28 protein-coding genes and 1 pseudogene are annotated in these 26002 nt (G+C 63.1%); 18 read left to right on the top strand and 11 right to left on the bottom strand.

Translation table 11 applies throughout. The features are described from left to right. Positions 1-478: 478 nt before the first annotated feature. From ACFQB0_RS10585 to ACFQB0_RS10570, 4 genes are all read left to right on the top strand, one after another. Positions 479-901, top strand: a complete 423-nt coding sequence (locus ACFQB0_RS10585) for a hypothetical protein (protein ID WP_386731127.1) — start codon at positions 479-481, stop codon at positions 899-901. Positions 902-1377: 476 nt separating this feature from the next. Then, positions 1378-2271, top strand: a complete 894-nt coding sequence (locus tag ACFQB0_RS10580; RefSeq protein ID WP_386731124.1) for a hypothetical protein — start codon at positions 1378-1380, stop codon at positions 2269-2271. Positions 2272-2279: 8 nt separating this feature from the next. Beyond that, positions 2280-3032, top strand: coding sequence for an ATP-binding cassette domain-containing protein (locus ACFQB0_RS10575; protein ID WP_386731121.1), 753 nt, complete (start codon positions 2280-2282; stop codon positions 3030-3032). Beyond that, a complete protein-coding gene (locus ACFQB0_RS10570) occupies positions 3029-3610 on the top strand; it encodes a hypothetical protein (protein WP_386731118.1) in 582 nt (193 codons plus the stop codon). The genes ACFQB0_RS10575 and ACFQB0_RS10570 overlap by 4 nt, the downstream gene beginning before the upstream one ends. Before the next feature lie 599 nt (positions 3611-4209). Here the strand turns inward: ACFQB0_RS10570 and ACFQB0_RS10565 are convergent. Next, entirely contained in the window at positions 4210-4785 is a 576-nt protein-coding gene (locus ACFQB0_RS10565) for a helix-turn-helix domain-containing protein (RefSeq protein WP_386731115.1), read from the bottom strand. A 657-nt stretch (positions 4786-5442) separates the two neighbouring features. Here ACFQB0_RS10565 and ACFQB0_RS10560 point away from each other — a divergent pair. The 6 genes and pseudogenes from ACFQB0_RS10560 to ACFQB0_RS10535 all read left to right on the top strand — a co-directional run. Further along, complete coding sequence (locus ACFQB0_RS10560; RefSeq protein WP_386731112.1) at positions 5443-6558, top strand: sensor histidine kinase; 1116 nt, start codon at positions 5443-5445, stop codon at positions 6556-6558. A gap of 20 nt (positions 6559-6578) precedes the next feature. After that, on the top strand, positions 6579-7244 hold the full coding sequence (locus ACFQB0_RS10555) for a response regulator transcription factor (protein ID WP_386731109.1): 666 nt from the start codon (positions 6579-6581) through the stop codon (positions 7242-7244). A 117-nt stretch (positions 7245-7361) separates the two neighbouring features. Continuing rightward, a complete protein-coding gene (locus ACFQB0_RS10550; protein WP_386731107.1) occupies positions 7362-8408 on the top strand; it encodes an ABC transporter substrate-binding protein in 1047 nt (348 codons plus the stop codon). A 15-nt stretch (positions 8409-8423) separates the two neighbouring features. Further along, positions 8424-10175 (top strand): ABC transporter permease, encoded by a 1752-nt coding sequence (locus tag ACFQB0_RS10545; protein WP_386731105.1) that lies wholly within the window; start codon positions 8424-8426, stop codon positions 10173-10175. Next, positions 10153-11325, top strand: a complete 1173-nt coding sequence (locus ACFQB0_RS10540) for an ABC transporter ATP-binding protein (protein WP_386731102.1) — start codon at positions 10153-10155, stop codon at positions 11323-11325. Before ACFQB0_RS10545 ends, ACFQB0_RS10540 begins: the two co-directional genes overlap by 23 nt. A 184-nt stretch (positions 11326-11509) precedes the next feature. Beyond that, positions 11510-11662 (top strand): annotated as a pseudogene (locus tag ACFQB0_RS10535) (transposase); the annotation flags it as partial. A 209-nt stretch (positions 11663-11871) separates the two neighbouring features. Here ACFQB0_RS10535 and ACFQB0_RS10530 read toward each other — a convergent pair. Together ACFQB0_RS10530 and ACFQB0_RS10525 are read right to left on the bottom strand one after the other, a co-directional pair. Then, positions 11872-12168, bottom strand: a complete 297-nt coding sequence (locus ACFQB0_RS10530) for a hypothetical protein (RefSeq protein WP_386731567.1) — start codon at positions 12166-12168, stop codon at positions 11872-11874. A 60-nt stretch (positions 12169-12228) separates the two neighbouring features. Further along, positions 12229-13413, bottom strand: a complete 1185-nt coding sequence (locus tag ACFQB0_RS10525) for a sensor histidine kinase (protein ID WP_386731100.1) — start codon at positions 13411-13413, stop codon at positions 12229-12231. A 256-nt stretch (positions 13414-13669) separates the two neighbouring features. On the opposite strand from ACFQB0_RS10525, the gene ACFQB0_RS10520 reads away from it, so the two are divergent. The 7 genes from ACFQB0_RS10520 to ACFQB0_RS10490 all read left to right on the top strand — a co-directional run bounded on the left by ACFQB0_RS10520 (position 13670) and on the right by ACFQB0_RS10490 (position 18690). Continuing rightward, complete coding sequence (locus tag ACFQB0_RS10520; protein WP_386731098.1) at positions 13670-14350, top strand: response regulator; 681 nt, start codon at positions 13670-13672, stop codon at positions 14348-14350. A 151-nt stretch (positions 14351-14501) separates the two neighbouring features. Next, positions 14502-14672, top strand: a complete 171-nt coding sequence (locus tag ACFQB0_RS10515) for a hypothetical protein (RefSeq protein WP_386731095.1) — start codon at positions 14502-14504, stop codon at positions 14670-14672. Between the two features lie 102 nt (positions 14673-14774). Beyond that, complete coding sequence (locus ACFQB0_RS10510) at positions 14775-15284, top strand: PH domain-containing protein (RefSeq protein WP_386731093.1); 510 nt, start codon at positions 14775-14777, stop codon at positions 15282-15284. Further along, entirely contained in the window at positions 15281-16744 is a 1464-nt protein-coding gene (locus ACFQB0_RS10505) for a PH domain-containing protein (protein WP_386731091.1), read from the top strand. The genes ACFQB0_RS10510 and ACFQB0_RS10505 overlap by 4 nt, the downstream gene beginning before the upstream one ends. Positions 16745-16784: 40 nt before the next feature. Then, positions 16785-17681, top strand: a complete 897-nt coding sequence (locus ACFQB0_RS10500) for an ABC transporter ATP-binding protein (protein ID WP_386731088.1) — start codon at positions 16785-16787, stop codon at positions 17679-17681. Beyond that, positions 17678-18460: a hypothetical protein gene (locus tag ACFQB0_RS10495; protein ID WP_386731085.1), complete on the top strand. Its 783-nt coding sequence runs from the start codon at positions 17678-17680 to the stop codon at positions 18458-18460. The genes ACFQB0_RS10500 and ACFQB0_RS10495 overlap by 4 nt, the downstream gene beginning before the upstream one ends. Positions 18461-18462: 2 nt before the next feature. Continuing rightward, positions 18463-18690, top strand: a complete 228-nt coding sequence (locus ACFQB0_RS10490; protein WP_386731083.1) for a hypothetical protein — start codon at positions 18463-18465, stop codon at positions 18688-18690. Positions 18691-18897: 207 nt separating this feature from the next. Here ACFQB0_RS10490 and ACFQB0_RS10485 read toward each other — a convergent pair whose 3' ends face one another. Next, on the bottom strand, positions 18898-19605 hold the full coding sequence (locus ACFQB0_RS10485) for a hypothetical protein (protein ID WP_386731080.1): 708 nt from the start codon (positions 19603-19605) through the stop codon (positions 18898-18900). A 110-nt stretch (positions 19606-19715) separates the two neighbouring features. On the opposite strand from ACFQB0_RS10485, the gene ACFQB0_RS10480 reads away from it, so the two are divergent. After that, positions 19716-20006 (top strand): hypothetical protein, encoded by a 291-nt coding sequence (locus ACFQB0_RS10480; RefSeq protein ID WP_386731077.1) that lies wholly within the window; start codon positions 19716-19718, stop codon positions 20004-20006. Positions 20007-20167: 161 nt separating this feature from the next. Here the strand turns inward: ACFQB0_RS10480 and ACFQB0_RS10475 are convergent, their stop codons facing one another. The 7 genes from ACFQB0_RS10475 to ACFQB0_RS10445 all read right to left on the bottom strand — a co-directional run bounded on the left by ACFQB0_RS10475 (position 20168) and on the right by ACFQB0_RS10445 (position 25997). Then, a complete protein-coding gene (locus ACFQB0_RS10475) occupies positions 20168-21559 on the bottom strand; it encodes a ThiF family adenylyltransferase (RefSeq protein WP_386731074.1) in 1392 nt (463 codons plus the stop codon). A gap of 125 nt (positions 21560-21684) precedes the next feature. Next, positions 21685-22212 carry a hypothetical protein gene (locus tag ACFQB0_RS10470; RefSeq protein ID WP_386731071.1) on the bottom strand — a complete coding sequence of 176 codons (528 nt, stop codon included), beginning with the start codon at positions 22210-22212 and terminating at the stop codon, positions 21685-21687. Further along, complete coding sequence (locus tag ACFQB0_RS10465) at positions 22196-22744, bottom strand: hypothetical protein (protein ID WP_386731069.1); 549 nt, start codon at positions 22742-22744, stop codon at positions 22196-22198. The genes ACFQB0_RS10470 and ACFQB0_RS10465 overlap by 17 nt, the downstream gene beginning before the upstream one ends. Next, the gene (locus ACFQB0_RS10460; protein WP_386731067.1) at positions 22741-23109 is read right to left on the bottom strand and encodes a hypothetical protein; all 369 of its coding nucleotides are present in this window, start codon (positions 23107-23109) and stop codon (positions 22741-22743) included. The genes ACFQB0_RS10465 and ACFQB0_RS10460 overlap by 4 nt, the downstream gene beginning before the upstream one ends. 83 nt (positions 23110-23192) lie before the next feature. Beyond that, entirely contained in the window at positions 23193-23990 is a 798-nt protein-coding gene (locus ACFQB0_RS10455) for an ImmA/IrrE family metallo-endopeptidase (RefSeq protein ID WP_386731065.1), read from the bottom strand. Between the two features lie 154 nt (positions 23991-24144). After that, entirely contained in the window at positions 24145-25053 is a 909-nt protein-coding gene (locus ACFQB0_RS10450; RefSeq protein WP_386731063.1) for a hypothetical protein, read from the bottom strand. 20 nt (positions 25054-25073) lie between these two features. Further along, positions 25074-25997 carry a hypothetical protein gene (locus ACFQB0_RS10445; RefSeq protein ID WP_386731060.1) on the bottom strand — a complete coding sequence of 308 codons (924 nt, stop codon included), beginning with the start codon at positions 25995-25997 and terminating at the stop codon, positions 25074-25076. Between the last annotated feature and the right edge of the window lie 5 nt (positions 25998-26002).

Here is a 26002-nt window from a genome sequence, read left to right as displayed (position 1 = left end):
CTCCCCCTTCGACCGCTGTGATCTGACTCACCATGCGAGTCCGTCTAGGCGAGCAGCAGACGATCGAGAGCCTTCGCCGTCCCAACGAGCTGGCCTCGTCTTCGTCGGGGCCGGAACCCTCGCGGCCGGACTCCTGACCCTCGGAGCCGGCCTGCTGAATTCATCTCGAGTTCAGTGACTCCGCCATGTTCCGTGCTCCACAGCCAGTGAAGGTGGCATGACATGAGCATCGCAACGTCCATCCAGGGGAGTCGGGCGCGATGTGAACGTTATGCCACTAGATCCCGGTCCCGGCACGCCCCGGCGGGACACTCTAGACCGAGCCATTACCATATAAGAAGGTAAACAAACGATTCTTCTTCGGCGTGTCGTCAAAAAACTACCGACAAATGCTTAACATCGGCGTTAGCTGTGCTCGAGTGAATCGATTAATCGCGACCACGACGGTCACGCCGGGGTCGATCCGGAAAGCAAGATAATGTTCGGGATCAAGAAGAAGACTGGCCTGACCGCGGCGCTCATCGCCCTGTTCGTGCTTGCTGGTGGTGCTATCAGCGCCAACGCGACGCAAGTCACGACCTACATGGATCAATGGTGGTCCGGGACCGTGGGCAGTTACCGCACGAGTACCGGAGTGTCGCAAACGATCCAGCTCTACGGGTGCGCGGGCGGAGTTGCTGGCTCGCCAGCCGTGACCGATGTGCAGATGCAGTTGCAGCGATACAACGGCTTGCTCGCCCCCATTTCTGAGGGAAACATCCAGCAAGCCTGCGGCACGACGCTGAACTGGGGCACTCGCCCATCCAGTGTGCAGTACCGCTATCAGCTCAACGGCTACGTGCAAGGCGGCCCGTGGCAGACCGGGCCGTTCTCGGCCGACCCTGTGTACATTAACTACTAGGTACGGTCGAACTCATAGCCGGGCAGGCCGGACTGCCCGGCTTGTGAGTTTAAAGCCAATGAATAGACGAGGGGGTCATCATCTTTAGGCCGATCGTTCCGCCGCGCGCTTCGCCGGCATTCTGGTTCGCCCCGATTGTCGTTGTCGCAATGATCTTCGCGTGGTGGTCCATTTTGTGGCCCGTCACCCCTCCGCCCTACTGGAACGCATATCTTGCTCGCGCGAGTGATGGGCTCCAGTACGGGCTTCCCCTCGCAGCAGCGGCCGCCGCCTGGACGTCTCGCCGAGCGAGATCACTGCGAGAGGACTGGCGCCACGGGTCGAGAACATCGTTGAGAATACTTTGGGCGCACCTCTGGCCCTTATACGTGGCTGTTGGAATTGGTGTTATTTTAACATTTCTTTGCGACCTAGTTGTGAATGGCATTCCTACACCAGGTTGGCCAAATTTGCTGCTGGTACTTACGTTCGGCGCGATGACCACGGTCGCGGTGGGCGCGGGGTGGTTGCTCGGAAACCTGCTACCTGTGCCGATCGCCATTCCAGTGGCCATATTCGGCCTTCTCCAGTGGGTTACCTATCCGTTGATCGACGCCGTAAACCTTTCCTGGCGCAATATCGCAGGTTACGCCGTCTTTGCCTGCTGCGATCTGGTGAACTTCGAGCCGGATCTAAGGGCCGTTCTCGCGCCACTCGTAATCGCTGCCGCAATTGCAATACTCGTCATCTTGTCCATACGCCGCCGCCTCCTCTACTGGGCGATTCCCGCCGTTCCTCTTATCGCTCTGGCCGTGATCGCTGCCAACGCGATTGTGGTCGGCACCGGTCCGACGGGGGGCGAGCTGCGCCCTGCCGCGGACTTGCGGTGCACACAGGAACAGGAGCCCACTGTATGTCTCTTCCCCGAAACGATCGCCGCCGGCGGAGGGCCGATCATTGCCACGCTGACGGACGGGTACCGTAGCGCTCAAGATCATGGGGTCTCCCTACCAGAGCGAGTGAGCGCCACCAGTTCAGAGGCCGTCGATTCCTCTGCTACAACCGTGGCTGACTTTTCTGTCGAAATGGATCGCGATCAGATCTTGTCCGTGTACGCCACCGCGGTTTTCCGCACACTGACGTGCCGGACCCCTGAAGTTTCTTCGGACGCGCCTCCTGAGCTTGTCGTCTCTTATGCGCTGGCTCGGGTAATGGGTGGAGATGAGACTGGAGTACTTCCGTCAGTCTCCATCGGCTTGGGCGAAGAAGGCAGCAACTCGGGAGAGACGCCGCTCACGGCAGACGAGGTGATCGACGCCTTGAACGTTCGGTCGATGAGCGACGCTGAAGCTGTTGTGACAGCTTGGTACGAGCAACAAGAGAACTGTTAGGGGCCAGCATGGCGATTCAGATACGAGACGTTACGTTTGGCTACTCACTCAAGCATCCGGTATTCGAGCGGTTAAGCATTGACCTCGAATCTTTTCCTGCTGTCGTCCTTGGTCCCAATGGCGCCGGGAAGTCCACTTTGCTCGGATTGATCGTCGGGCACCTAAAGCCAAAATTGGGGTCGATCAGTGTCGGCGGGCACGCCCGCGGCAAAGACCCACGACGATCGCGGCGGACTACTGGGTGGCTACCGCAGGATGTGAAACCACTGTCGGGCTTCACAGCACGGCAGCAAGTGGCATACGCCGGATGGCTCAAGGGCCTCAAGTACTCCGCCGCATGGACCAGCGCCGCAGAAGCGCTCGAAAGTGTGAGCCTGAGTGACCATGCGGCCCAATCGGCATCGAAGCTATCTGGTGGCCAGCGAAGGCGGCTCGGCGTTGCTCAGGCTCTAGTCCACGACCCTTCTTTCCTCATCCTGGACGAGCCGTACGCGGGCCTCGATCCCGAGCAGCGTTCGTCCGTGCGTGACACACTGCTGGCCGTGTCGGCCAAGACTTCCTTGGTGGTTTCGACACATCAAACTGAGGATCTCGAGGACGTGTACGCACACGTACTGGTAATTGAAGGTGGCCGAGTTATCTTCTCGGGCTCGACGGCGAAGTTCTATGAGGGCGTTCCGGAGTCCGTCGCTCCAGCGGGCCGAGCCGAGGCGGCGTATCGGCAGATTCTTGAACGAAGCCGCAGTTCCGAGCCAAGTTGAGGCTCTGGTCCAAATCAAGGGGTGTTCTCTGGTATGCCCTCGCGTGTTTCTCCATAGCAATCACGGTGGCGCTCGTCGGAACGACCGAGCTCTTCATTCCCAACCTTGTGACCGGCGGTCTGAACCACTTCGCTATCGCTTACGCTTTACCGGTCCTACCGATTCTTGTCTGGTGCGTGCTATCCGAGAGATCACAGTACGACATCGAGAGGGTGACTCTTCGACGGTGGAACGTGGCATTCTTAGATCTGAGCGCCATAGTGTTTCCTCCGCTGATCGTCTCGATCTGGATGCTCAACGCCCTTGAGCCGATCACAATCGCCGCTGGGAGAAACCTCGTTTTCTACGTTTGCATGGGCCTTGCCGCTCTAGGCTTTACGCGGCGATACTTCGCGTTCGTGCCGACCGTCCTATACCTTCTGGTCTGTTCAACCGCGGGATTCGGCTACTCGGCTGTCGTGCCTTTTGGTTGGGCATTCGTTTTAGGGGAGTGGGACCCCGCCCGCAACATACCGACCTTGTGGATTGCGCTCGGTGTGTCCGTCATCTGGTTCCTCTCACGGCGCGTTCCCGGTTGATCGTCACTTCGAAGCGATCCAAGGTCTGAATGGAGTCCGATCGCGCAATCTCAGCGCGCGGCTCTCGACAAACCACCACGATGCGGCCGCGATACTCAAGGACACACCGACAACAATGACCAAGTTGCTCCACATTGGTAGCCGCCCGGCGGCGTCGATCACGATTTGCTGAAGGACATAACCCCAAAGGTAGGTGCCATAGGAGAGATCTCCCCACCGTGCCGCAGCGCGCACCACCGGCGTGCTCGCAGTCCCCACGGCTATAACGCAGTATGGGAGAGCGAGCCACGAGATCGGAAGCGCAAGATCCTCCCAGGCGAGAGACGTGATCACCCACGCAGCAAGGACGAGAGCCGCCACCTGGGGGCAGGACGAACCCCCGCGGCAAAGCGCGTATCGTCGCTGCCGCAAAGAAGTAGACCATCACCGATGCCGTCGTCTCGAAGGAACCGAGTGCAAGAATCCCTCCCTGCGAGAGATAGGTCAGCGCTGCGGTCGCGGCGGCAAGCGTCGCGAACTCCGCTCGGCCGCGCGAAGCTCGGCGATGAGCTCGCGCAGGCCGGTGATGATGTCGTCGCGGTCCAAAGCGGTGGGCATTCTCAGACGCTCGCGAAGGTGTCACGCCAGGCGAGAACGCCCCGCTTGGCGAACTCGGCGGGCACCTCAGAAGGCGGTGGCACCGGGTCGGCGGGATCCACCTCGAGCGTGCGTGGCTCGGCGAGGAAGCGCCCCTGCCGGTCGACCCAGGCCGGCAGCGGGACTCCCTCTTCGCTCAACCGCCACGCCACAAGCGCTGCGATCGCAGCATCCCACACCGGGTCCTTGGTCGACTCGGGCTCAGCGAGCCCAAGGATTCCGCGAACAAGGCCATGCTCGGCGAGGAGGTTGTCATTGAGCTGCAGCAGCGCGCGCAAAGCGCGATCCTTATCCCTCCCCCGAAGCCGCTCACGGATCTCCGCAGCCGCCGTCGCGGCATCGTCTCGGCGGGTGGGGGCCGAGTAGAGCCGGTGGCCCGCGCCAGCCAGCAACCGGTCGATGGTGTTGAAACCCGCGTCGCGGCCTCGTTCAGAGCGGGAGACGCTTCCCTGGTCGATCTGAGCACGATCAGCGAGTTGTTCCTGGGTAAGTTGGCGACTCCTACGGGCGGCGCGAACCAGCGTCGATGCGTTTGTCACGCCGATCACCTCCACAACGATACGAGAAAGAATGGTTTGTACGCCATAATTCTAACAGGTGCCCATGGTGTCGGAACATCTAGGAACCGGCCGAAGGCTACGCACCTACCCTCGATCAGGTTCGACGGGCCTGAGAATACGCCGCGGACAAGGGAGTGTCCTGGCAATCTCGGTCACACCGGACGCCACGGCCTCGGGCGCTGTAATCGGAGAGATCGAAGCCTTCTACGTCACCGACATCGCTCGCCCCATCGACGACGTCGCGGGCGAGCTGACGACCATCCTTGGAGCAACCGGAGGAGACCACACATCCACCCCGGCGTCACCGTTGATGACTTCTACCTGCTGTTCGGCAACGCACCCACCGATAAGCCTCCCGCAACCCGTGCCCGCTGGCCCACCCTCGTTCTGCCCGGGGCTCACCGCCAACGCTCGCCCAGAGACACCCAGGGCACACGACGCGACGGCACTGTTGGCGGGTGGATGCTGATGCGCGTGGTGATCTCGGATGAGGGCTCGGATGCCGCCGGGTTGGGCGTGTGGATGTCGTTGACGGTCAATGTGGCGGCAGAGTCGCGATCGGCACGATGATTGACGTGACGATCGCCATGGCGATGACGTTTCCGATGAGTGGGTGGAAGTCCTGCGGGAGTCGTGATGAGATTGGTCGAGCTACCCGCGGGCAGAGCACCGCTCCGGCGATCGCTCCGAAGACGCGCCAATCGGGACTTGAGCCGTCGAGCTTCTTCCGATGGAGGTATTACTGTGACCAGGCGAGGTCGGCGAAGACGAAAGCCCCCTGCGCGCATACTTGATTTCGCGAATAATGGCGCCGCAGAGGCTGCCCTCCTCGCCGGTTCCGCGGCAGGGGCGACCACCGCCGCGATATTTCTGCTTCTGGGTCGCCCGAACTGGGGCTTCGGATGCGCTTCGTTATCTCTCACGCTCGCGTGGAGCGCCTGCGGGCTCGTCCTCCGCGCGCGCCGGCTGGATCACCGTCGTCTTGTCGAGCTTGACGAGCGCCGAGCCGACCAGGCAGCGTTGCTGAGTCACGAAATTCGCACGCCGCTCGCGATCATCCAGGGAGCCGCGGAACTGCTCGCCGAGGAAAGTGCCGGGCCCCTCACACCCACCCAGGCGAAGTTCATCAAACGCATTTCCGACAACGCGGTTCGGGTTTACACCTTCGCCGAACAGATGCTGATCAGGGCACGTCTTGAGGCCGGACTCTTCACAATCGATCGCACTGATGTCGACCTGCGCGTGTTATTCCGCAACGTCGTCGAGGAACTTTCGCAAATCTCCGACGCTACGATCATGCTCGTGGCTCCGGGGGCACCCGTGAGCGTCTCAGTTGACGGGCAGCTTATCCGTCAGGTTTTGATCAACCTGATCAATAACGCGGCGAGCAGCGTCGCAGCGAGCGGACTCGTCGAGGTGCGGATCGCGCCCGGGGAGGACGAGGTGATGATCTCGGTAAGCGATGCCGGCTCCGGAATGACCGAGTCGCAGCGCGAACAGCTCTTCCACCGCTTCACAAGCGGACGCCCACTGGGCAACGGCACTGGCATAGGCCTGTTTCTCTCTCAACAGTTCGTAGGAGTGCACGGCGGACGCATTTACGTCGACACAATCACGGGAAACGGGACGACGATGATGTTCACTCTTCCGCTGCGCACAACACAGCCGAACCCACCGCCCCTCCCGAACGACCATGCCCGAAAGGATGATCGTCGCTCCCGACGACTCAAGGCAAGAGGGAACGTGCGATGATCGAACCTCCGCTGGCCTATGTGATCGACGACGAGCCGGCGATGCTCGACATCGCGACATTTGCACTTGAGACACAGGGATTTCGTACCGACGCGTTCCTTTCCGCGGAGGCGGCGTGGCCCGCTCTCGCGAAGGTACGCCCAGACCTCGTGCTCCTCGACATCATGCTCCCCGGGGCCTCGGGAATCGCGCTATGCCGGCGCATCAAAGCGCTCTGGAGCATCCCCGTGATTCTGGTCACGGCCAAGGGTGAAGCCGCCGACCGCATCGCCGGCCTCGAGGCCGACGCTGACGACTACATTGCGAAGCCCTACCACCCGCGCGAGCTGGCGCTACGCGCGCAACGCCTCGTACGCCGCACGCCAACCGTACTCACCGCCCAAACGGTGGCCGGAACATTAACCCTCGACGCGATCAACCACGGCGCCTCGATCGCGGGGCACAGCATCGCCCTAACAATCAACGAATTCAAGCTGCTATACGCGTTAATGTCGCGACCGGATGTCGTGCTGAACTTCGGTCAGCTGCTGCTACTCGGCTGGGGCGAGTCGGATCGGCTCGGAGCGCGCGAAATGATCAAGGCCGCCATCTACCGGCTGCGCCACAAACTCGACGCACCAATGCCAGGCAGCTCCGCCGTGATCGAAAGCGTGCGCGGCACCGGATACTTGCTCCGCACCACCTGAACCTGGCAGCAACGGTCATCGGTGACGAATCCGTCACCGATCGTCACCACACCGTCACGGCACCGGGCATTGCCCCCGCCTAGAGTGAATCCGTCCCGACACAAAGGAGTCTCCAGGATGGGCAAGAGAATCGTCATAATCGCGGCTGCCGCGGCCAGCGTATTGATCTTCACCGGCTGTTCCGCTGGCGCGGGTGAAACAACGAGCGACGCGAAGGACCCTGTCACCTTCATCTGCAGCCCGCAAGAAGATTGGTGCCAGGTGATCGCCGCCGAGTTCACCGCAGCGAGCGGATACCCCGCCAACTACGTCCGCCTGAGCGGTGGCGAGGCTGTCGCTCGGCTCAGCGCCACCGGCGACACTCCCGAGTTCGACGCCTGGTTTGGTGGCGGGGCCGAAGGCCATCTCGCCGCGGAAAGCCAGGGCTATATCGAGCCGTACTCATCGCCCAACGCCGATGTTATTCCTGACGAGTACAAGGACGCGGACGGCCTGTGGACCGGCGTCTACATCGGCGCCCTGAGCTTCTGCTCGAACACCGACATCCTTTCGGAGATCGGCGCGGAGGCGCCGGAGTCGTGGTCCGATCTGCTCGACCCGAAGTTCAAGAGCAACGTCGCGATGGCGCACCCCGGAACCTCGGGAACCGCGTACGCCGCGCTGTGGACGCAGGTCGTTCTGAACGACGGTGACCAGGATGCCGCGCTCGATTACTTCCACGAGCTGCACTCGAACATCCTGCAGTACTCCAAGAGCGGCAGTGCGCCGGGCCAGATGGCCGGGCGGGGCGAGGTCGCGACCGGCATCATCTTCGCTCAGGACTGCCAGAAGCTCATCAACGAGGGCTTCACCAACCTCACCACCACGTTCCCCAAGGAAGGCGTGGGACACGAGGTGGGCGCGGTGTCGCTGATCAAGAATGCGAAGAACCCCGAAGGAGCGAAGGCGTTCATCGACTGGTCGTTGACTGCCGAGGCGCAGGATCTCGCCGCCGAGGTGGGAAGCTACAGCGTCCCAACCAATCCCGATGCCACAATCACCGATGACATGGTCGATTTCGACAAGCTCACGCTCATCCCTGCCGATATCGCCGCCGCCGGCAAGGCCCGGAACACACTGACCCAGCGTTTCGACACGGAGGTGGCTCCTGCTCCGAAGGAGTAGACGCCCGACACTGCTATGACGATCACACTCAAAGCCGCGGTGAGTGGGCAGACCCCGCCCACCGCGGCGCCTCCCCTCTCCCGCCGCCCTGTCCGAGGGCGTGTCGACCGCACGGTGGTCATACTCGCTAGCGCGGTCGCTGCGATCCTGGCTCTGCTTATCTGCTATCCGGTGGGCACCCTCGTCTCCGCCGCGTTCGGCGACAAAGGACTCGCCGTTTTGGGCCGGCTCGCCACCGACCCGGTGAACCAGCGCATCGTAGGCAACACGGTCGTGCTCGGTCTCATTGTCGGGGTGGTCGGCACCGCAATCGGATTCCTGTTCGCGTACGCGCAGGTGCGCCTCTCGTTCCGAGGCAAGCGCCTCCTGCACATTCTCGCCATGGTGCCGATCGTCGCTCCGCCGTTCGCTGTGGCGACCGCCGTCATCACGCTCTTCGGGCGCAACGGGGCAATCAGCAGCGGACTGTTCGGAATCAAGGGCGACATCTATGGTCTGCCTGGGCTGGTCCTGGTGCTGTCGCTCTCCTTCTTCCCCGTGGCGTACATGAACTTCCGCGGCATGTTGGAGAGTCTCGACCCGAGCCTCGATGAGGCCGCGGCAGGTCTTGGCGCGAGCAAACTGCGGGTCTTCTTCTCGGTGACGATCCCGATGCTCGCCCCCGGGTTCGCCGGCTCGTTCTTGCTCCTGTTCGTCGAGGGGATCGCCGATCTCGCCAACCCCCTCGTCCTCGGGGGCGACTACACCGTACTCTCGACCCGCGCCTACCTGGCCGTCACGGGCGACTACGACACCGGCGCAGGAGCGGCCTACGCGCTGACGATCCTGGTACCCGCCCTCCTGGTGTTCCTCGTCCAGAGGTACTGGACGTCTAAGCGGAGCGTGGTCACCGTCACCGGAAAGCCGACCGGGCACACCGAGTTGATCACCTCGGCGAGCGTGCGGCTTCCCGTTCTCGCGGTGGTGTGCGCGATCAGCGCGCTGATCGTGACGATCTACCTGACCGTGCTCGTCGGCGGCTTCCTCAAGGTGCCCGGAGTGAACAACGAGTTCACGCTCGACCACTTCCGTTTCGTGCTCACGGGGCTCGGGTCCAAGGCCATGACCGACACAGCCACGCTCGCGCTCATCGCGGCCCCGATTGCGGGCGTGCTGGGCATGCTCATCGCGTGGCTCGTGGTGCGGAAGCTGAAGCGCACAGCGGGTCTACTCGACTTCGTCGGGATGCTCGGACTAGCCGTGCCCGGCACCGTCCTCGGCATCGGATACGCGCTCTGCTATCTGACACCGACATCGGTGTTCGGTGTGCAGATTCTTCCGGCCCTCGCCGGCGGCAGCGCGGCGTTCGCCGGTGGAGTCGCGATCGTGATGGTCTACATCGTTCGTTCTCTGCCGTCCGGTCAGCGCGCGGGAGTCTCTGCGCTGAGCCAGATCGATCCAGCGATCGAAGAGGCGTCCACGTCACTCGGCGCAGGTTCCGGGACCACGTTCCGCAAGGTGACGCTGCCGCTGATCCAGTCTGCCCTGCTCGCGGGGCTGACCTTCGCCTTCGCCCGCTCGATGACCACGCTCTCACCGATCGTGTTCCTCACGACACCGGGCATCAAGATCATGACCTCGCAGATCCTCGCAGAAGTCGACTCCGGCCGATTCGGCAACGCCTTCGCCTACTGCACGGTGCTGATCGTGATCGTGCTCGCCCTGATCCTCCTCATCAACTTCCTCGTCCGAAAGGTGATCTTCCGTGGTCGCACACACAGTCGTTGACGACACCGACGCCCTTGCCGAAGCCGTCGGGCTCGATCAGACAGCATCCGGTCGGATCGTCTTGACCGACCTCACCAAACGCTACGGCGCAAAGACCGACGAGCCACCGGCGGTCGACGCCGTCAGTCTCGAGATCGAGCGCGGCGAACTCATCACGCTTCTGGGACCGTCCGGATGCGGAAAGACATCGACGCTCCGCATGATCGCCGGCTTCGAAGAACCCACCTCGGGTTCGCTCGAGCTCGACGGCGCCGACATGATCCGCGTGGCGCCGAACCACCGTCCGATGTCGATGGTCTTCCAGTCGTACGCCCTGTTTCCGCACCTCACCGTGCGCGAGAACGTGGCGTACGGCCTGAAGCTGAAATGCATTCCCTCCGCTCGACTCCGAGAGGAAGTCGACACCGTCCTCACGATCATGAACCTGATGAACTACGCCGATCGCGCACCGCATCAGCTGTCGGGTGGCCAGCAGCAGCGGGTCGCGCTCGCCCGCGCACTGGTCATGCGGCCCAAGGTTCTGCTGTTCGACGAACCGCTGTCGAATCTCGATGCGAAGCTTCGTGTCCTGATGCGCAACGAAATCCGCCGCCTCCAACGGCGTCTGGGGATCACGAGCATCTTCGTGACCCACGACCAAGACGAAGCCATGACGCTCTCCGACCGGATTGTCGTAATGAACCGCGGCCGCATCGAACAGGTCGATGTGCCCGACGTCGTCTACCGCCGGCCGGCCTCGGTGTTCGTCGCCGACTTCATCGGTCGCGCGACCTTCCTCGACGCGACCATCCTGAGCGCACCCGCAGATGGCCGCGCCCGTGTCGCGGCGATCGGTCAGGAGCTCGACACCGCCTGCCACTCCGATGTCACACTCGACAGCGACGTGCTCCTAATGATCCGTCCCGAGTCGGTGCGACTGTCGGCGAGGACCGACACCGACGAGGTGCACGGAGACATCGGACGCGTGCTCAACACGATCTTCCACGGCGACAGTGTCGAGTACGAGATCGAAACCGAGTCCGGAAGCATCGTCGCCTCCGTCTCCGACCCCGCCGTCGACGAGATCCTACGACCGATGGATTGCGTACGCGTGAGCATCGCGACCGACCGCGGCTGGCTACTCCCGAAAGCGCGCACCAGCACAGCATGACCTCCAGATGAGCCACCGCGGCGGGCGCTCACCGGATCCTGCCGAACAGCGGTACGGATCTCCGGCAGGTGGGACGCAGACTCGGCACAGCTACGCAAACCAGGGCGTGTTGATAAAGGTGCGATGAACCCGGTCTTGTGGACACCTGATCTGAGCGGCGAGAGTCGTTCTGATAGGAGTCATCATGCCTGCAGCTCACCCTCGGGAGTTCCGTCGTAGGGCCGTCGCGCTCGCGCGTTCGAAGGAGAAGCCGATCGCGCAGCTCGCGTCGGATCTCGGGATCAGCGAGTCCCGCCTCCGGAGGTGGATGAAGGTCGCCAATGTTGATGAAGGCGTCCGGGAGGGCGTCACGTCTGATGAGCGGGCCGGGCTGGTTCGGTTGCGGCGCGAGAACCGGATCCAGGCTGCGGAGATCGAGATTCTGCGGCAGGCGTCGGCATATTTCGCTCTAACCAGGGATTTTGGCGGAGACGGAGAGATTTTAAGCGACGAACAGCAGAGCAACGTTCCATGTCATGTCGCGGGGCCGCTTCGCGGTTCTCGATGTCAGCGCTTGAGCTTCTGGATCTTTGTGATGATCTTGTTCCGAGCACGGTGCAGTCGCCACCAGCTTCCCGTGTGCTCGAGCTGGATCCTGCCGAGTTCTTCGAGTGCCGGCAGACCAGAGGCGGCGAGTGCATGGGTGAGGTCGGCATCTGACTTGTCGCCGCGGTTCTCGACGATCCGGTGTGCTTTCTTGACCTTCTCGGATGCGATCGGATGTCTTGCGATGTCCGCGTCGATTTCTTCGAGCTTCGCTTCGAGTTCGGGGACGCTTTCACGCCGGAAGATCGACGGCATCATCTGTCTTGCTCCTTTGGGGTCGCATTTGTATTGCCTGCTGATACGAATGGGTACTGTTGATCAGCGGGCGGGCAGGCGTGCTGTCAGTGTCCAGGTTGTGCCCGTGGTGTGGGTGCTCAGGTGCCCGCCAAGCAGGGATACGCGCTCGCGGAGCCGATCGAGTCCGTAGCCGGACGAGGGGACGTGCGGGGTGTGCGGTGTCTCCGTGGTCGAGTTCGTCAGCTCCAAGTGGATCTCGTCATCGACGGATTCGAGCACGATCGTCACGGACGGGTGTTCGGGCGCGTGTTTGGCGATGTTCGTCGCGCCCTCTCTCATCAGGTGGACCAGCGCTTGCTCGATGGCAGTCGACACGGAGATGTCAGAGCTGGCGTGAACGGTGACCTCGGCACCGAGTCTTGCGAGGGAGTCGCGGGCTTCTTCCAGCGCGCTGGTCGCGCTGGCCTGTTGTTCATCGGGAGCAGTTACGCCCGTTACGTGATCGTCGCGCACGATTCGCAGTACCCGCCGGATGTCTGCCAACGCCTGATCCGCGCTGGTGCGGATGGCCTGGATCGACTGATTGCGCAAGGCGGGATCGTCCACACGTTCGAGGACGCGGGCGTGCATGGAGACGAGCGTCACGTCGTGCGCGATGATGTCGTGCAGTTCGTCCGCGATCCGTTCCCTCTCGGCGTCGATCGCGGCTGTGCGCGCGTACTCCAGTTGCGCGATGTCCAGGGCGAAGCGGCGCTCCCGCCCATGTGCCGTGCGCAATGCCCAGCCGATAGAGGCAGAGACCGCGAGTACGAGTGCGAGGGCAGGGAGAGCGGTGCTTACGAAGACGCCAGGAGTGGCCGTTGCCAGGATCGCGAGACCGGCCGCCACGACGACATAGATTGCGATGAACCAGGCCGGGCTGGTGTAGACGACCAGGCCGGCGACCGCCGTGAGATAAAGGAACTGGCTCCCGTCTTGGCCTGCTGTCGTCTGCACCAGCCCGGTGAGCAGCAGGCTCATCGCTGCGGCGGCAGGCCACCAGGCGAACAACGCTGTCGCGAACGTCGCGGAGAGGCCGAGCAGCATGCTCCGCCATGTGGTCTCTGGGTCGCTGAGATACAGGCCGACGTCGACCAGCAAGATCACGCCAAGCAAGACAAGGAGCGCGACCCGGCCTCGGCGTGGGAGCCCGTTGAAGCCGGGAGCCCCCACGCCGCCGAGCACGGGCAGTCGGTTGCCTCGCGCGAGGTTCTGTGTGTTCTTCACCCTCCTATGATGGCCGGTCAGCGACTCAGGTCACTTGCAGATGCGCAGCATGCGACACAACTCCAACATGATCGGCCCAGCAGGGACGATCCGTGGACCGAACAGTGCGAAAACCCCGAACATACATCCTCCTTGCGACGACTTCCGCAAGGAAGACTCGCGATGCAAGGGGGTGCTGCACTGCGTCCAAAAGTATCCAGAATCAGGGACTTTCGTATCGACTGGATCGAAGCTCCACCTCGGTAAAATGGCCGGAGTGGAACCGATACGAGTGCTGATCGCCGACGACGAGGCGCTGGTTCGCCACGCGCTGCGGGTCTTCGTGAACACGGGCGGCGACATGACCGTGGTGGGAGAAGCCGTGGACGGCGAAGAGGCGGTCAGTGCTGCCGAGCGCTTGCTACCGGACGTCGTTCTCATGGATCTGCAAATGCCGCACGTATCCGGCATCGAGGCCACTCGTCGCATCGCGACCGCTCTCCCGGACGTTCGAGTGCTCGCCGTAACGACCTTCTCGACAGAGCGTCACGTGGTGCCTGCGCTGCGTGCCGGAGCATCCGGCTATCTCGTCAAGGACACTGACCCCGACGACATCCTCGAAGCCATCCGGGAGGTTCGCGCCGGGCGCTCCGTCATCTCTCCGCGCGTGACCCGCGATCTGATTCTCTCGTTGCAGGCCGACCCAGGCGTCACTCGAGGCGCTATGCCGGCGCCCGAAGCTCTGACACCGCGCGAGCTGTCCATCGTCCAAGCCATCGCTCAGGGGCGGTCCAACGCGGAGATCGCGCGCGAGCTTCACCTTGCTGAGCCGACGATCAAGGCGAACCTCGGCCGTGTCATGTCTAAGTGGGGTGTCCGAGACCGGGTGCAGGTGCTCATCTACGCGATCACGAAGAACGTCATTGACCTCGAATCGCTCGACATCGGCTCGCTCTGATGAGTTTCGTCAGGCGACTCGACGTCGTCGCTACGAAGGTGTCGAAGGTCGATACGTTGGTATCTGGCAGGCGCATCCAGCGTCCATGAGGCTGTGGTCGGACGACCCGGATGGTCCGGAACAAGCCCGTCTCACAGCAAAGGAACACACTATGTGGGCTGTCATTAGGAGGATCCTCGACCTGGCGTGGAAGTACGGCGTCAACGCGGTCAACGCCGTTGTTGCCTGGGTGCAGCGCAACTGGGTGACGGTGGAGAGGTGGCTGCGCACCCTCACCATCGAGCAGATCATCGAGCGGATCCTCAACATCCTCGGGCTCTGAGAGCCTGAGAGGCGTGTCGTGACCCTGCGGCGCGAACCGGCGCGGTGGGGTCACGACATGCATCGGCGGCGCGGCAGCACAAGCGGATGAGACAGTGGAGGCATGACGGAAGATGGTTTGATGGATGCACAGCGCGATCGATCGACGATGGCGAGCGGCGAGGCGCTCCCGCGCGCGGCCCTGAGGTACGAGAATCTCCGGACCCTCTCGGCAGCCGTAACTTTCGCTGTGCTGCTCATCGCGGCGGCTCTGTTCGTGAAGATCGACTGGGTCGAGTTCGTCGCGCTGTGGATTCTGCTTCCGCTGTGCGTCTTGGGCACGCTCATCGACATCGCCGTCGTGAATCGACTTCAGTACCGGGCCTATCGGTACACGGTCGATCGCTCAACAGTCGAGATCTGGCACGGGCTCCTCATGAGATCCAGGACCACGATCTCCACCGTTCAGATCCTGAGCGTCGACATCGTGCGGGGCCCTCTGCTCAGAAGCTGCGGGCTTGCCTCGATCGTCTTCCGCACGGTTGGCGGCACGATCAAGCTCGGGCCTGTCACGCCTACGGCGGCAGAAGGCGTTCGCACCCGGGTGATGCGCACTCTGGAAGTTGCGCCTTGACGAAGACAACCTGGAAACGAGCGTCCGGACGTCTCCTCATCGTCGAGGCGGCGCAGTTCCTCGCCTCCTTCGCGTTCCTGGTCATCGCGCTCACCTTCTGGGCCAGCCACGGGAGTGAGATCGCCTCGGTTCTGCTCCCGCTAGCGTCGTTTCTCTACGGGCCGCTCCGCGTGGCCTGGATCATCGTCAGATGGAGCGTCGAGACGTACCGGATCGCCCCCGAAATGCTTGCCGTTCGCACCGGGGTCTTTCACCGGCAGGAACGTCACCTCGGGTGGGCTTCTGTCGTCGCCGTCGATGAACAGGCCGGTCTCTTCTTCCGTGTTCTCGGAATCCGTCGACTGCAGCTCACCCAATCAGACTCCGCCGGGGGCGCGGTCGTCTTCCGTGCACTCGATCCGGTGGCCGCGGCAGACATACGAACGCTCGTGCGCAAGCACAACGGCGCGGCCACCGACTCCAACGCCACCCTGCAGATCGGCGAGATCTATCGAGCCACGTGGCGCGAACTTGCCCTGATGAGTCTCGTCAACGGGCGGTTTGCGCTTCTTGCGCCTCCCGTCTTGTTCGCGTCCTGGGGCCTCCTGGAAGACATCGGCGTGAGCACGTGGGCATTCGAACTGTTCAGGACCCTCCCGCCGGCTCTCCTGATTGCCATCTCGATAGTCGGGTTCATCCTGATCGGGACGCTGGCCACGATCTCGCGATACCAGGGCTTCTCGGCGCGTATGACGGCCGCACGCACGCTGGTCCTTAGCTACGGCCTCGTCGAAAAGCGGGAACGGCACATCGATCTGAAATCCATCGAGGGCATCACGGTGCGCCGCTCACTCGTCGAACAGTTGCTTCGGCGCTCGCGTCTCGCGGTCCTGACGTTCAAGGGTGCCGATGAGGTGGGCGCGAGCCTTGTGCTTCCGTCGCTCCCCGACACGATTGTGCGGCAGATCACGCGATCGCACTTCCACGAGTTCGTGCAGGATTCCGCGATTCTATCCGACCGCCCTGCTGCGGTGTTCCGCCAGTTCTTCCGTGCGGCTTTGGTCTTCTCGATCCCGGCCGCGCTGGTGGCCAGCTTGCTGGACACCGGGATGAGCATCGCGGGTGCAGTTGCGATCGGACTGATCGCGCTGGCAATCTCCACGTCGATTGGCCGGTTGCTCGTCTTGGGGATGAACGTCGACTCACACGACATCCTGAAGATCGAGCGTCATCTCGTGACCGAGGTGGAAACCTACGTCCGGGCGCGTTCCTGCCATTGGGTTGGGAGCGTTCATCTGAGAGGGGCCGATCGACCGCTGTTCTTCTCGGCTCATCTGTATGCGGGTGGTGCCCGAAATTTCGTCGGTACCCACTGTTCCGCGGAGAGCCTGGCACGGTTGCGCGAGGTGATCATCACGGTCGACGAGCCCGCGGCGCGGCGACAGAGGTTGCTGATCAAGTCGAACGGGGCGACGCCGTGAACGCGTCCGCTCCGGCATCTGTCCCGATGGAGTTGACGTCATGATCACGTTCGAGAACGTCTCAAAGGCAATCGGTGGCCGTGCGATCATCGAGGACGTTTCTTTCGTTGTTCCCGACGGGAGCATCACCGGGTTCGTCGGCCCCAACGGTGCGGGGAAGTCCACTTCGATGCGAGTCGCGCTTGGGCTGACAGCCGCCCAGCGTGGACAGGCACGCTTCGACGGTCGCCATTACCGTGACCTGCGTGCTCCGCTCCGCGAGGTCGGGAGCTTGCTGGATGCCCGGTGGCTGATGCCGAATCTGCGGGCCCGGGACGTTCTCGACTACTGCGCGCGCACCCAGGGCGTCTCCCCGCGAAGCACGTCTCTCCTCGCCCTTGTTGGGCTTGCCGATGCAGCGGAACGTCGTGTCGGGCAGCTTTCGTTGGGTATGAGGCAGCGCCTGGGGATTGCCGTCGCGCTGATCGGCTCACCCCGTCACCTCATCCTGGATGAGCCGTTGAACGGGCTCGATCCTACCGGCATCGCGTGGCTTCGCGATCTCCTTCGGCAGCTCCGCGGAGAGGGTGTCGGCATCCTGCTCTCGTCGCACATCGTGAGCGAGCTGGCTCTGATCGCGGACAACATCGTGGTCATCAGCAAGGGGCGCATCGTGCTCGACGGCACGCTCGAGGCCCTCGCCGCTCAAGGTCGACCGCATGTGCTCGTGCGCACAGACCGACCCGACGATCTCGCGGCAGCCACTCACGCTCGCGGGGCAACAGCCGCGCAGGGCGCCGATGGTCGGGTCGTCATCTCGGGGCTGACGGCACGCGAAGTGTTCCAGGTCGCGGCGCACCAGGGGATCGCTCTCGATGAGCTGACAACGAGACAACGATCCCTTGACGACATCTACCGTGACGCGATCGGTGAGATGCCCCTCCAGGAGGACGAATGAATAGGACCGCGACGACTCTCGACGACCCGGCAGTGGAGGAGCAGACCGTTCACAGGACGTCTGCGCTGACGCTGATCCGCGCAGAGTTCGGACGTGCGGTGCGCACGCGATCAACGATCGTGTTCCTTTCGGTTGCCGCAACCGTCACCCTGGCTATCTTCGCCGTGCGTGTGTTCATCTCAGGTAGGTCCGAGGAGCCGTTGACCAGCGACGTGATCGCCCTGAGTTCGGATGTCGTCGGGTTCGTCGTGATGTTCAGCACCGCGCTGGCGGTCGCTCGCGATCACCAGTCCGGCGCAATCGAGCTCGTACGGGTTCTCATCCCAGCGAGAGCGAAGCACCTCCTCGCCCTCGCCGCCGCTCACGCGACTCTCGCGATCGTGGTTGTCCTCATCGTGACGATCATCGGTACGGTGACCATCCTCGTGGTGGAGCCGAGCGCATATGAGAACGGATTCCCCGCTGACGGTCTCAGTCGCCTCCTTCTGACGACGGCGCTGCTCGCCTTCGCAGGGGCAGGCATCGGTGCGGTCTGTCGCTCGTCCGCGGCGACGACATTCGTCGTGCTGGCGCTTTATCTGCTCCTGCCCGTCACGTTGATGGTCGCCGGGTTCACTGGCCAGGCCTGGGCCAGCGCTGTCTCAGACAAGACACTGGGGCTGCTCGCATCCGCTGCCATCTCCAACACAAGCGACGCATGGGCGGCGGCCGCAGGTGTCGCACTCTGGGCGGCCGGACTGACGTTGCTCGGAATCCTCCGTGAGGTGAAAGGAAAGTGACAATGTCGGAACGTGACAAGAGCGCACTCTGGTTCCTTCTGCCCGCCCTCGCAGCAGCGATCGCGTTGGTCGCGATCTCTCTCCCCAGCCTGGGCGATGCGGTGAACGACACCTCACCCGCCGAGGCGATCATCGCCTTGGTGCTCTTCGCCCTGGTCGGGGGTGCGGTCGTTGGGGGCGTGACATACGCCATCCGGAGGTTGTCTGTGCGTCGCAAGCGCCGTGACTGAGGCGGCTCCAGCGCAGTTCCGCATGCGCGCGGAGAAGTGCTAACTCAGGTGCTAAGCAAGGCGTAGTCGCGTGCACGTCGATGTAGTTATCCACAGGCGACGCGCTCCAGATCGTTGATTTTCCGGGCCTCAACGCCGATCCGTGAGCCTGCGCGCGAGGGGGTCGAGGTCAGTTCAACTCCCCTTCCATACCGGCGATGCGGACGATTACCCTGCTCGCCCGCGTCGTCCAGGAGGTAGCAGGCCGCGAGCACGAGCCTTGGCAACCCAGCCCTGGGTAGTGGTGAGTGCGACACCGTTGATGTCGGCCATCGTCGCGCTCGGGTTCTTGTCGCCCTGCTGAGTGAGGCGGCCGTGCTGGAGGGCGACGCGCTGGTAGAAGTCTGGGTCCTGCTTTGCGGTGCCGCCGAGCGGCTTGAGGAGGTCACGCTCGGCGATCTTGCGCCCGCTAGGCAACACGATTTTGCCGCCAGTGATCCTCTGCTCGCGCTTCATCGCGAACAGACGCTTGTTGATCGCGGCCTCAATCTGCGCGGTCGACAGTTCCCGCAAGAGGCGGCTCGTTATCGGGTCGCCGGGGCGCCACGGGAGGTAGACGACGCCGGTGATACGCACCTCCTCCGGCACCGCGAAGATCTGGCGTTGCAAGCGGATGAACACGCGCGTGTGCGTCTTGGCGTGCTCGATGTAGCGCCACCGGCCGTCCACCGTCTCGTTCTGCTCGGCGTCGTCGTGCTCACCGTCGTGAGCAGGAGCCGCGTCGTCGTACCCGAGGATCGCGTCGATCTGTTCGCTGGCGTCGTCGCTCCGCTCGCCGGGGAACCGGGTGGGCAGGTGCCACCCATCGGGCAGGTCATCCTGCTGGATCAGCCCGTCCGCGTCCTGGAGCGCATGCGGCGACGAGGATTCACTCACGCCTCCGAGTGTATCGAGAAACGCGAGAAACATGTGCTCTTGCACAAACACGCGATCTATGATCTAATCGCGTGTAGTGGCACAATCATGCGTAGGGTGTGGAGGCGATCATGAGCGATCACACGACGGAGTCCGTCGAGCAAGCGCGGCTGTTCTACACGGAGGCGGAAGCTGCCGCCGCGTTGCGCGTCCATCCCTCCACACTCGGGCGACTGGCGAAGAAGGGCCGCTCCCCCGTCGAGCCCGTCATGACGGGAAGCCGCCGCCTCTACGAACTGGCGTCGGGACCCCCACGGGACCCTCGGGACATTCCTGAGAACGCGAGCGGCGGCCCAGAACGCAACGAGCCGCGAAGAAAAACTGTTGCTGACCAGCAGAAAATTGGCGGAGGAGGGGTTTGAACCCTCGGTTCCCGTGAGGGAACTCCACCTTAGCAGGGTCGCCGATTCCCAATCAGGGCCAACATTGCAAGCCTTGGAGCTCCAGAAAACACGTCATACACGGCCTCATCTGGTTCACGGGTACACGCCGGGGACACACGAGGTCTAGCGCTTTGACTCTTTCACGACTTCCCGGATGCTTTCGACGTCCATCTGTCGTAGCGACTCGCCCAGATCTCATGAGACGGCGCGGCAGGATCGCATTTCGGACACACGGCATCCCGTGGGTACACACGACGACCGTTGATCGAGGACTCCGGGCGACGAAACTGAAAGGTCACCCGCTTGCTATCGGGGATCCCGTCCGGTTCATCGTGGATCATCAAACGAAGCGTCTCCCCAGCGAGAAGGACTCCCGCCATCGCGCTGGTGAATCCGACGGCGAATCTGGCGGGGACGGTATCATCGCCGTATTCGGCGCGTAGCTGGGCGAGGAGGCGATCGCTGATTGCGTCGCACCCGGGCGCCTCGAGTCGATTCGCCAACTCTTCGTTGGATATGCCGAGCCCTCGAGCGAGTTCGTCGAGGACCCCTGCGCCCTCTTGCTCGACGCGGGCACGGAGTTGCGCATCGGACACTTCCGCCTCGAGCGGGTTGTAACAGCGCAAGCAGGCGCCGTCACCGGGTCGACCCCCGACCATGGTTTCGGCACGCAGATCGCGGGTGCTGCCGGACAGGGTTCTGGCCGGGTACCTCGACTGGATGGCGTCGCGCGCCGTGTTGGTGTCCACGGCACTGACCAGTAGTGACGGGCGGATATCGCTGCTCTCGAATCGCCCGTTGATCGGACGCCAGTCGATGGTTCCTTTCGCGGCCGTCGCCGCCACCTCGGCCTTTTGCAGACCGATGTCCCTGCGGCGAAACAGCAGCCCCCTGTTGAGGTTGCTGGAGGAGACGCCCTTCGCGTCCGAGTCAACGATCGCGATACTCCCGGACAGTCCCGATGTCGCCCAGAGGGTAGCCATCCAGGCAGTTCCGACAGCTCCGACGCCGGCGAGGGCGATGCCACTGAGGTCGAGCCCGAGTGGGACCGTGCCGGACGTGTCGGATCCGACTTCGGACGTGCAGGTCCAGGCGTTCCAACCGTAGGCTCGGCTGCCCGTCACTGCCCTGGGATCGCGAATCTGCAGATAGACATCCGCAACGGCCAGCGTTGCAGCGATGTAGGGCCCGATGGGCAGGGGGTTGTGAAGGTCGACTTGCGTCCAGGCGGCTGGCGGCTGAGTGGCGAAGGCTGCACCACCCCACCATCCAGCGCCGATGATCATTATGGAGCTTCGGGGCATCGATTCAGGGATCGTGTTGATGAAGATCTCGCAGTCCGGAACCGCATTGTCATCGGCTAACTCGATCGGGACGATGTCGATCTCACGGATGGCGTCGACGAGCCGTGTGCGCAGGTCGGTGGCGTGGCCGAACGGGACAACGTTGGGCAGGATGGCGATTCCCTCGGGGCAGTTGAGTTGGATCCGCGACACGACGCCCTCGGCCCGGCATAGCAGAGACAAAGTCATCCACACTGCGTGTTGGGTGGCCGGGCAAGGACCGGTCGCGGCAGTCACCGTGACGCGGACCACGACTGCTTCGTTCGGGTCGAACTTTCGAAGGGTTCCTCCGAGGTTGCCCTGGTGGCGATCGCTTACTTCTTCCACGGCAGGTTCCCCCAGTTCCAGCGTCGGCGACCGGTGCGAAAATCAATATCGCTCGGCACGATGCGAAGGATCTCTGCGGCGTCCCCGGCAGGCAGCCGACGCCACCCGTGCGAGTCGCGGATATGCACGCCACCATCGAGTGGCCCAGGTTGGTTTCGCGCGTGATCCGGCAGCACGATGCTGATGGCACCTGGTCGACGGGTGTACGCCTTCTGATCGTCCGTCCTGGAGTGATCCACCCACCCGTTGCCGTGGGTGTGGATCTGAACGAGCCGGACGAGGCCGAAGTCCGGCAGGTGTCGGCCGGCCTGTGCGATTCTCTCCGCGCTGACTCGGTAGTTCCCTTCGGTGAGAGTGGCGTTGGGGATCGTGACGGTGGTGACGACACCGTGTTCCTTCCCGGCCGCGTCACTCCATCGCATCCCGTCGAGGTAGGCGACGCGCTCCACCTCTCGGGGGTGTTGCCCGAACTGATGGAGCAGGTGCTGCCAGAGCTTTTCAGGTATCGAGATCACCGAGTGGTCCTTTGTAGGCGGGTGGTTGAAGGGCTTCCTGCACGCGAGTCAGCAGGGCGACGATGGTCTGCTTGCCTTGACGCCAGCGTTGCCCCTCGGTCGGCGTGTGGTTGCTGAGGTAGTAATCGAGGCTTTTCGAGCAGCAGATCAGTTGGGCTGGGTGGCCGTCCGGGTACGGGTAGCGGGTGTGGTACGCGAAGCGGGAATCGGCCCAGATGTTCTCGATGTGCGGCAACCATTTGCTGGTGAGCTCGGGTTCTCGCCAAGCCCCGTTCGGGGTCTTGGGCGGGGCGACGAAGATCGCCTGTGGGGGCCACTCGTCGTAGAAGTGGGCACGGACACGTAGGTGGTACTCGTCGACTGTGCCGTCTTCGCGCGTGGCGTGCATGTGCACAATCGACTCGAGAGAGTCGACGCGGGTCACGGCCCACCCCCGCCTCTGTCCAAGCTCGCTCGTGATGGCTTGGTTGAGATGGGCCGTGAATGTCGCGGCGGCGATCTCGGGATCCGAGGGTACCGGCGCGGAACTCATCGTGCGGCGCCGCCGGTGTCGCCCGAGAACTCCCAGTGGATGCGGGCCTTGCCGCCGTGCTCCAGGATGTACTTGCGGACGGTGAGGTGCGCTTCGGCGAAGACGTCCTTCTGGTCGTCTCGGCGAACCAGGCGGTCACCCGGCTGGCGTTCGAGGTCGAAACGCTTGTAGACCCGATTGATGACACGCTCGATCTTCAGGTCGAACGCCGCCCAGAAGCGGATCGTCTCTCCGTCATCGAGGTTGTCGACGACAACGAGGGCGCGCGGCTTCTCCTTCTTCGACTCGATCTCGATTTGTTCCTCAGGGATCTCGATGTCGACGAACTCGACTTCGATCTCCTCGTTTTCCTGCGTTGGGCTCACTGGGAGCTCCCGTCTGTCTTGGCGGTGAGGGATTTCCTCATCCAAGGGTTAGAGACGGGACACTTGCCGGATCGTCCAGAGGGTTAGGAAGCCGCCGGGCAGGAGCAGTGACCTTTCGGGCAATGAGGGTGGCGGCACACGCGGCACACCGTGGTGACCTCAAACTCTGCCCCGCAGTGCTCGCATCGTTGAAGAAGCGCGGGGGGCCTTTCGATGGTCTTGCCCTGGGGGAGGGAGATCGATTTCCATGGAGCGCTGTATTCGACCATGACGATGAAGAGCCGATCACCCGCCCATGCAGCTTGACCGTAGAGCTGGTCCGACGGGACACCGGATCGGTACCAGATCACTGCGTTGTCGCGTGCGATCACCCGAGCGATGTCGGTCTCCTCGAATACGGCCCGCACGAGTGGGTTGGCGTACTGATTGGATCCGCGCGCGGGTGGGAACGTCGAGCCGTGGCGTGCTGCGAAGGTAACATTCGCGTCCGGGTCGAGCACTGCGACCACGCCGGCGGACTTGAGCTGGCCGGCGAGGCGAACGCAGATGGCGGCGCGGGATGCGTTCGATTCTTTGAAGAGTTCGACGGCGTTCCGCGCTGTGACTCCCTCCCATCGGAGCCGCGACTCGATGAGGTCGTCGGGGAGCAGTACTTGAGCGGCGAACTCGTCACAACAGGCTTCCTCGAACGCCTCCGGATCTCGATGGCCAACGATGGCGGTTCCGAGGTCGATGTCGGTCCGCTGGAGATGGTGGCCGAGTTCGTGAAGCAAGGTGAACTGCTGCCGGCGCCACGACATCGACTCGGTGACAACCAAGGTTGGAGGGCTCGGTCGGTACCCACCGGCGACCGAGCACCCAAGTTGCGAGTCGGCGGGCACGAACTCCGGGACCCGGAGTACCGCGACATCCGTCCGGTCCTCAAGAGCTCGGAACGCGTTCGAGGTGAGCTCCTCGAGGGAACCACCGCGTTGCTCCCAGGCGAGACGTATTCGCTCGACGTGGTCGGGCGCAGCGTCAAATGGAATCCGCAACCTAGCTCCCCTTGACAGTGAGCGCGGCCTCGATCCTTTGACGCCATTTCTCACGGCCGTCGCCGGCTCCTTGGCGGGCGGCCAGTTGAAAAGCGTCGTAGCCAAGTTGAGACCGAGCTGCAACCTCGTCTCCCCCGACGGCCCGGTTGCGGATCGCTCGGCGCCAACGTGGTTCTTGAAGCTCGCGGTCGAGGTCCGACGGCAGAGGACTCACCGACCCCCAAACCTCATCGACGGAAAGGGTCGCGCGGCGCGCTATCGTCTGAGCCTGTTCAGCGCTCAGAGGTTGCTTGCCGAGCAGGATAGACATGCCATGCGCCTGCGGAATGTCTAGCCAGACAATCAGGTCGGATAGCGCCACCGGCAGTTTCTGCGCTGTCCCCGTTGCTGGCGAGGGTCGGTACTGCGGTACCGCCTCGAGCACGTCCATCGTGTCAAACAGCTCGTCGATCGCAGCTTCGACGCCCGACCCAAACTCCGGCTCCGACTCGCCCAGCCGGATGCCCTCGATGTCTCGGGTTCTAACTCCGGATGAGATGGCCCGGAATACGGTCTTCGGAAACACCGCCACCGTTTGATCGAGTGCTGCGAAAGGGATCGTTGCTGGCTTTGTGGGCCAGAGACTGACGCCGGCATGAAGAGGACTCGCGCTCTCTTCGACAACGATCGCGGCCTCGTTCTCAACCCCGGGTTCGAGAGTTGCGGGCCAAACATCAGCCGTGGCGTCGGTGTCGTCGACGGCTACGACCAAGACGATCGCAGTTCGATCGCCCCAATATGCGCGCCGTAGTTGGCCCTCGGAGACCTGCTCATCTGAGTGGCTGCTTCGAAGTGCAGCCACCGACCGTTTGGGAGTGACCGGGAACTGGGCTGCGAGTTCTAGCCAGCGCTCGGAAGCGTCAGCAGACACTGGTTTTCCTCCATGCTCTCTTAAGACGGGACATTGGACGTTTCTCCCATCAGTAGATCGATTAATGCGCCGCGCACTTCATCACTTCGAGAAGCGCTCCCCGCTAACTCGATGACTCGCGCACGTGTCTTCTTGATCAGACCGTAGGCAGTTGACCGTCCCACTCCCAATGTGGTCGACAGGCTTTCGGCGTCCCCGGCGTTTCGCAAAATGGTGTGCTCTTCCTCGGAGAGGGCAGTGTAGATCTCCATTGCGACCGTTTCGCTGTCCAGCTTCGCAGCCGTGTTTGCGACTAGGTCATCAGCTGTGTCCTCGTTCTCTTCCCACTTGGCTTCTTTGAGATGGTTCATCGCATCGCCTACTGCCACGAGGGATGGGAACCGCTCGGCGCAGATCGAGGCCATCTGACCGATGTGCAATCGGCCCGCGAGAAGCAGCAGTTCTCTGAGTAGCGATTCAAGCTGTCCGGAGCGGCCGAGTTGAACCTGACCGGAGGCTGAGACCTGGAGTTCAACCTCGACCGCGGCTGCCGCACTCCTCAGGTCATCGGTAGACACCGTCTTATCCAAGTCGGCGTCCTCGGTCAGGTACCAGTAGTGCGCTACCTCGGAGACCCGGAATAGCTCGGAGCGTTGGAGTCGCTTTTCCAGACGGTTCCTCAGGGCACCCATCGGGAGCTTGCGGTCCTGATCCACCAGCCAGTTCTTGACCCACGCATGGGTCAGCCGGGTTGCTGCGGCGTCATCCGATTCGGCAACGAGGGCGACGACGTACCCTGCGCCCTTCTGCTCGAAAAAGCTATTGAGGAAATCTTCCGCTGGTGTCTGAGCGGCGAGACGGGGGAATCGCTTCACCTCCCAACCGAACACGGCGAGCATCATCCTGTAGGCGGCGGGCCCAATAGTTCCACGCGCTGAGGCCTCGTCGCGGATGCTTGTCGTCATCGGTT

It is taken from the genome of Luethyella okanaganae, assembly GCF_042660285.1.
GTDB lineage: Bacteria > Actinomycetota > Actinomycetes > Actinomycetales > Microbacteriaceae > Luethyella > Luethyella okanaganae.
Note: the sequence above shows the minus strand (reverse complement) of the source record. Positions and strands in the feature narration are given on the sequence as shown.

Excerpts from the sequence above, each read along its gene's own strand:
- ACFQB0_RS10545 (WP_386731105.1), top strand. The coding sequence starts at position 8,424 with ATGACGATCACACTCAAAGCCGCGGTGAGTGGGCAGACCCCGCCCACC.
- ACFQB0_RS10475 (WP_386731074.1), bottom strand. The coding sequence starts at position 21,559 with ATGACTTTGTCTCTGCTATGCCGGGCCGAGGGCGTCGTGTCGCGGATC.
- ACFQB0_RS10465 (WP_386731069.1), bottom strand. The coding sequence starts at position 22,744 with ATGAGTTCCGCGCCGGTACCCTCGGATCCCGAGATCGCCGCCGCGACA.
- ACFQB0_RS10490 (WP_386731083.1), top strand. The coding sequence starts at position 18,463 with ATGTCGGAACGTGACAAGAGCGCACTCTGGTTCCTTCTGCCCGCCCTC.
- ACFQB0_RS10515 (WP_386731095.1), top strand. The coding sequence starts at position 14,502 with ATGTGGGCTGTCATTAGGAGGATCCTCGACCTGGCGTGGAAGTACGGC.
- ACFQB0_RS10445 (WP_386731060.1), bottom strand. The coding sequence starts at position 25,997 with ATGACGACAAGCATCCGCGACGAGGCCTCAGCGCGTGGAACTATTGGG.
- ACFQB0_RS10560 (WP_386731112.1), top strand. The coding sequence starts at position 5,443 with ATGAGATTGGTCGAGCTACCCGCGGGCAGAGCACCGCTCCGGCGATCG.
- ACFQB0_RS10500 (WP_386731088.1), top strand. The coding sequence starts at position 16,785 with ATGATCACGTTCGAGAACGTCTCAAAGGCAATCGGTGGCCGTGCGATC.
- ACFQB0_RS10495 (WP_386731085.1), top strand. The coding sequence starts at position 17,678 with ATGAATAGGACCGCGACGACTCTCGACGACCCGGCAGTGGAGGAGCAG.
- ACFQB0_RS10580 (WP_386731124.1), top strand. The coding sequence starts at position 1,378 with ATGACCACGGTCGCGGTGGGCGCGGGGTGGTTGCTCGGAAACCTGCTA.
- ACFQB0_RS10480 (WP_386731077.1), top strand. The coding sequence starts at position 19,716 with ATGAGCGATCACACGACGGAGTCCGTCGAGCAAGCGCGGCTGTTCTAC.
- ACFQB0_RS10530 (WP_386731567.1), bottom strand. The coding sequence starts at position 12,168 with ATGATGCCGTCGATCTTCCGGCGTGAAAGCGTCCCCGAACTCGAAGCG.
- ACFQB0_RS10575 (WP_386731121.1), top strand. The coding sequence starts at position 2,280 with ATGGCGATTCAGATACGAGACGTTACGTTTGGCTACTCACTCAAGCAT.
- ACFQB0_RS10510 (WP_386731093.1), top strand. The coding sequence starts at position 14,775 with ATGACGGAAGATGGTTTGATGGATGCACAGCGCGATCGATCGACGATG.
- ACFQB0_RS10550 (WP_386731107.1), top strand. The coding sequence starts at position 7,362 with ATGGGCAAGAGAATCGTCATAATCGCGGCTGCCGCGGCCAGCGTATTG.
- ACFQB0_RS10585 (WP_386731127.1), top strand. The coding sequence starts at position 479 with ATGTTCGGGATCAAGAAGAAGACTGGCCTGACCGCGGCGCTCATCGCC.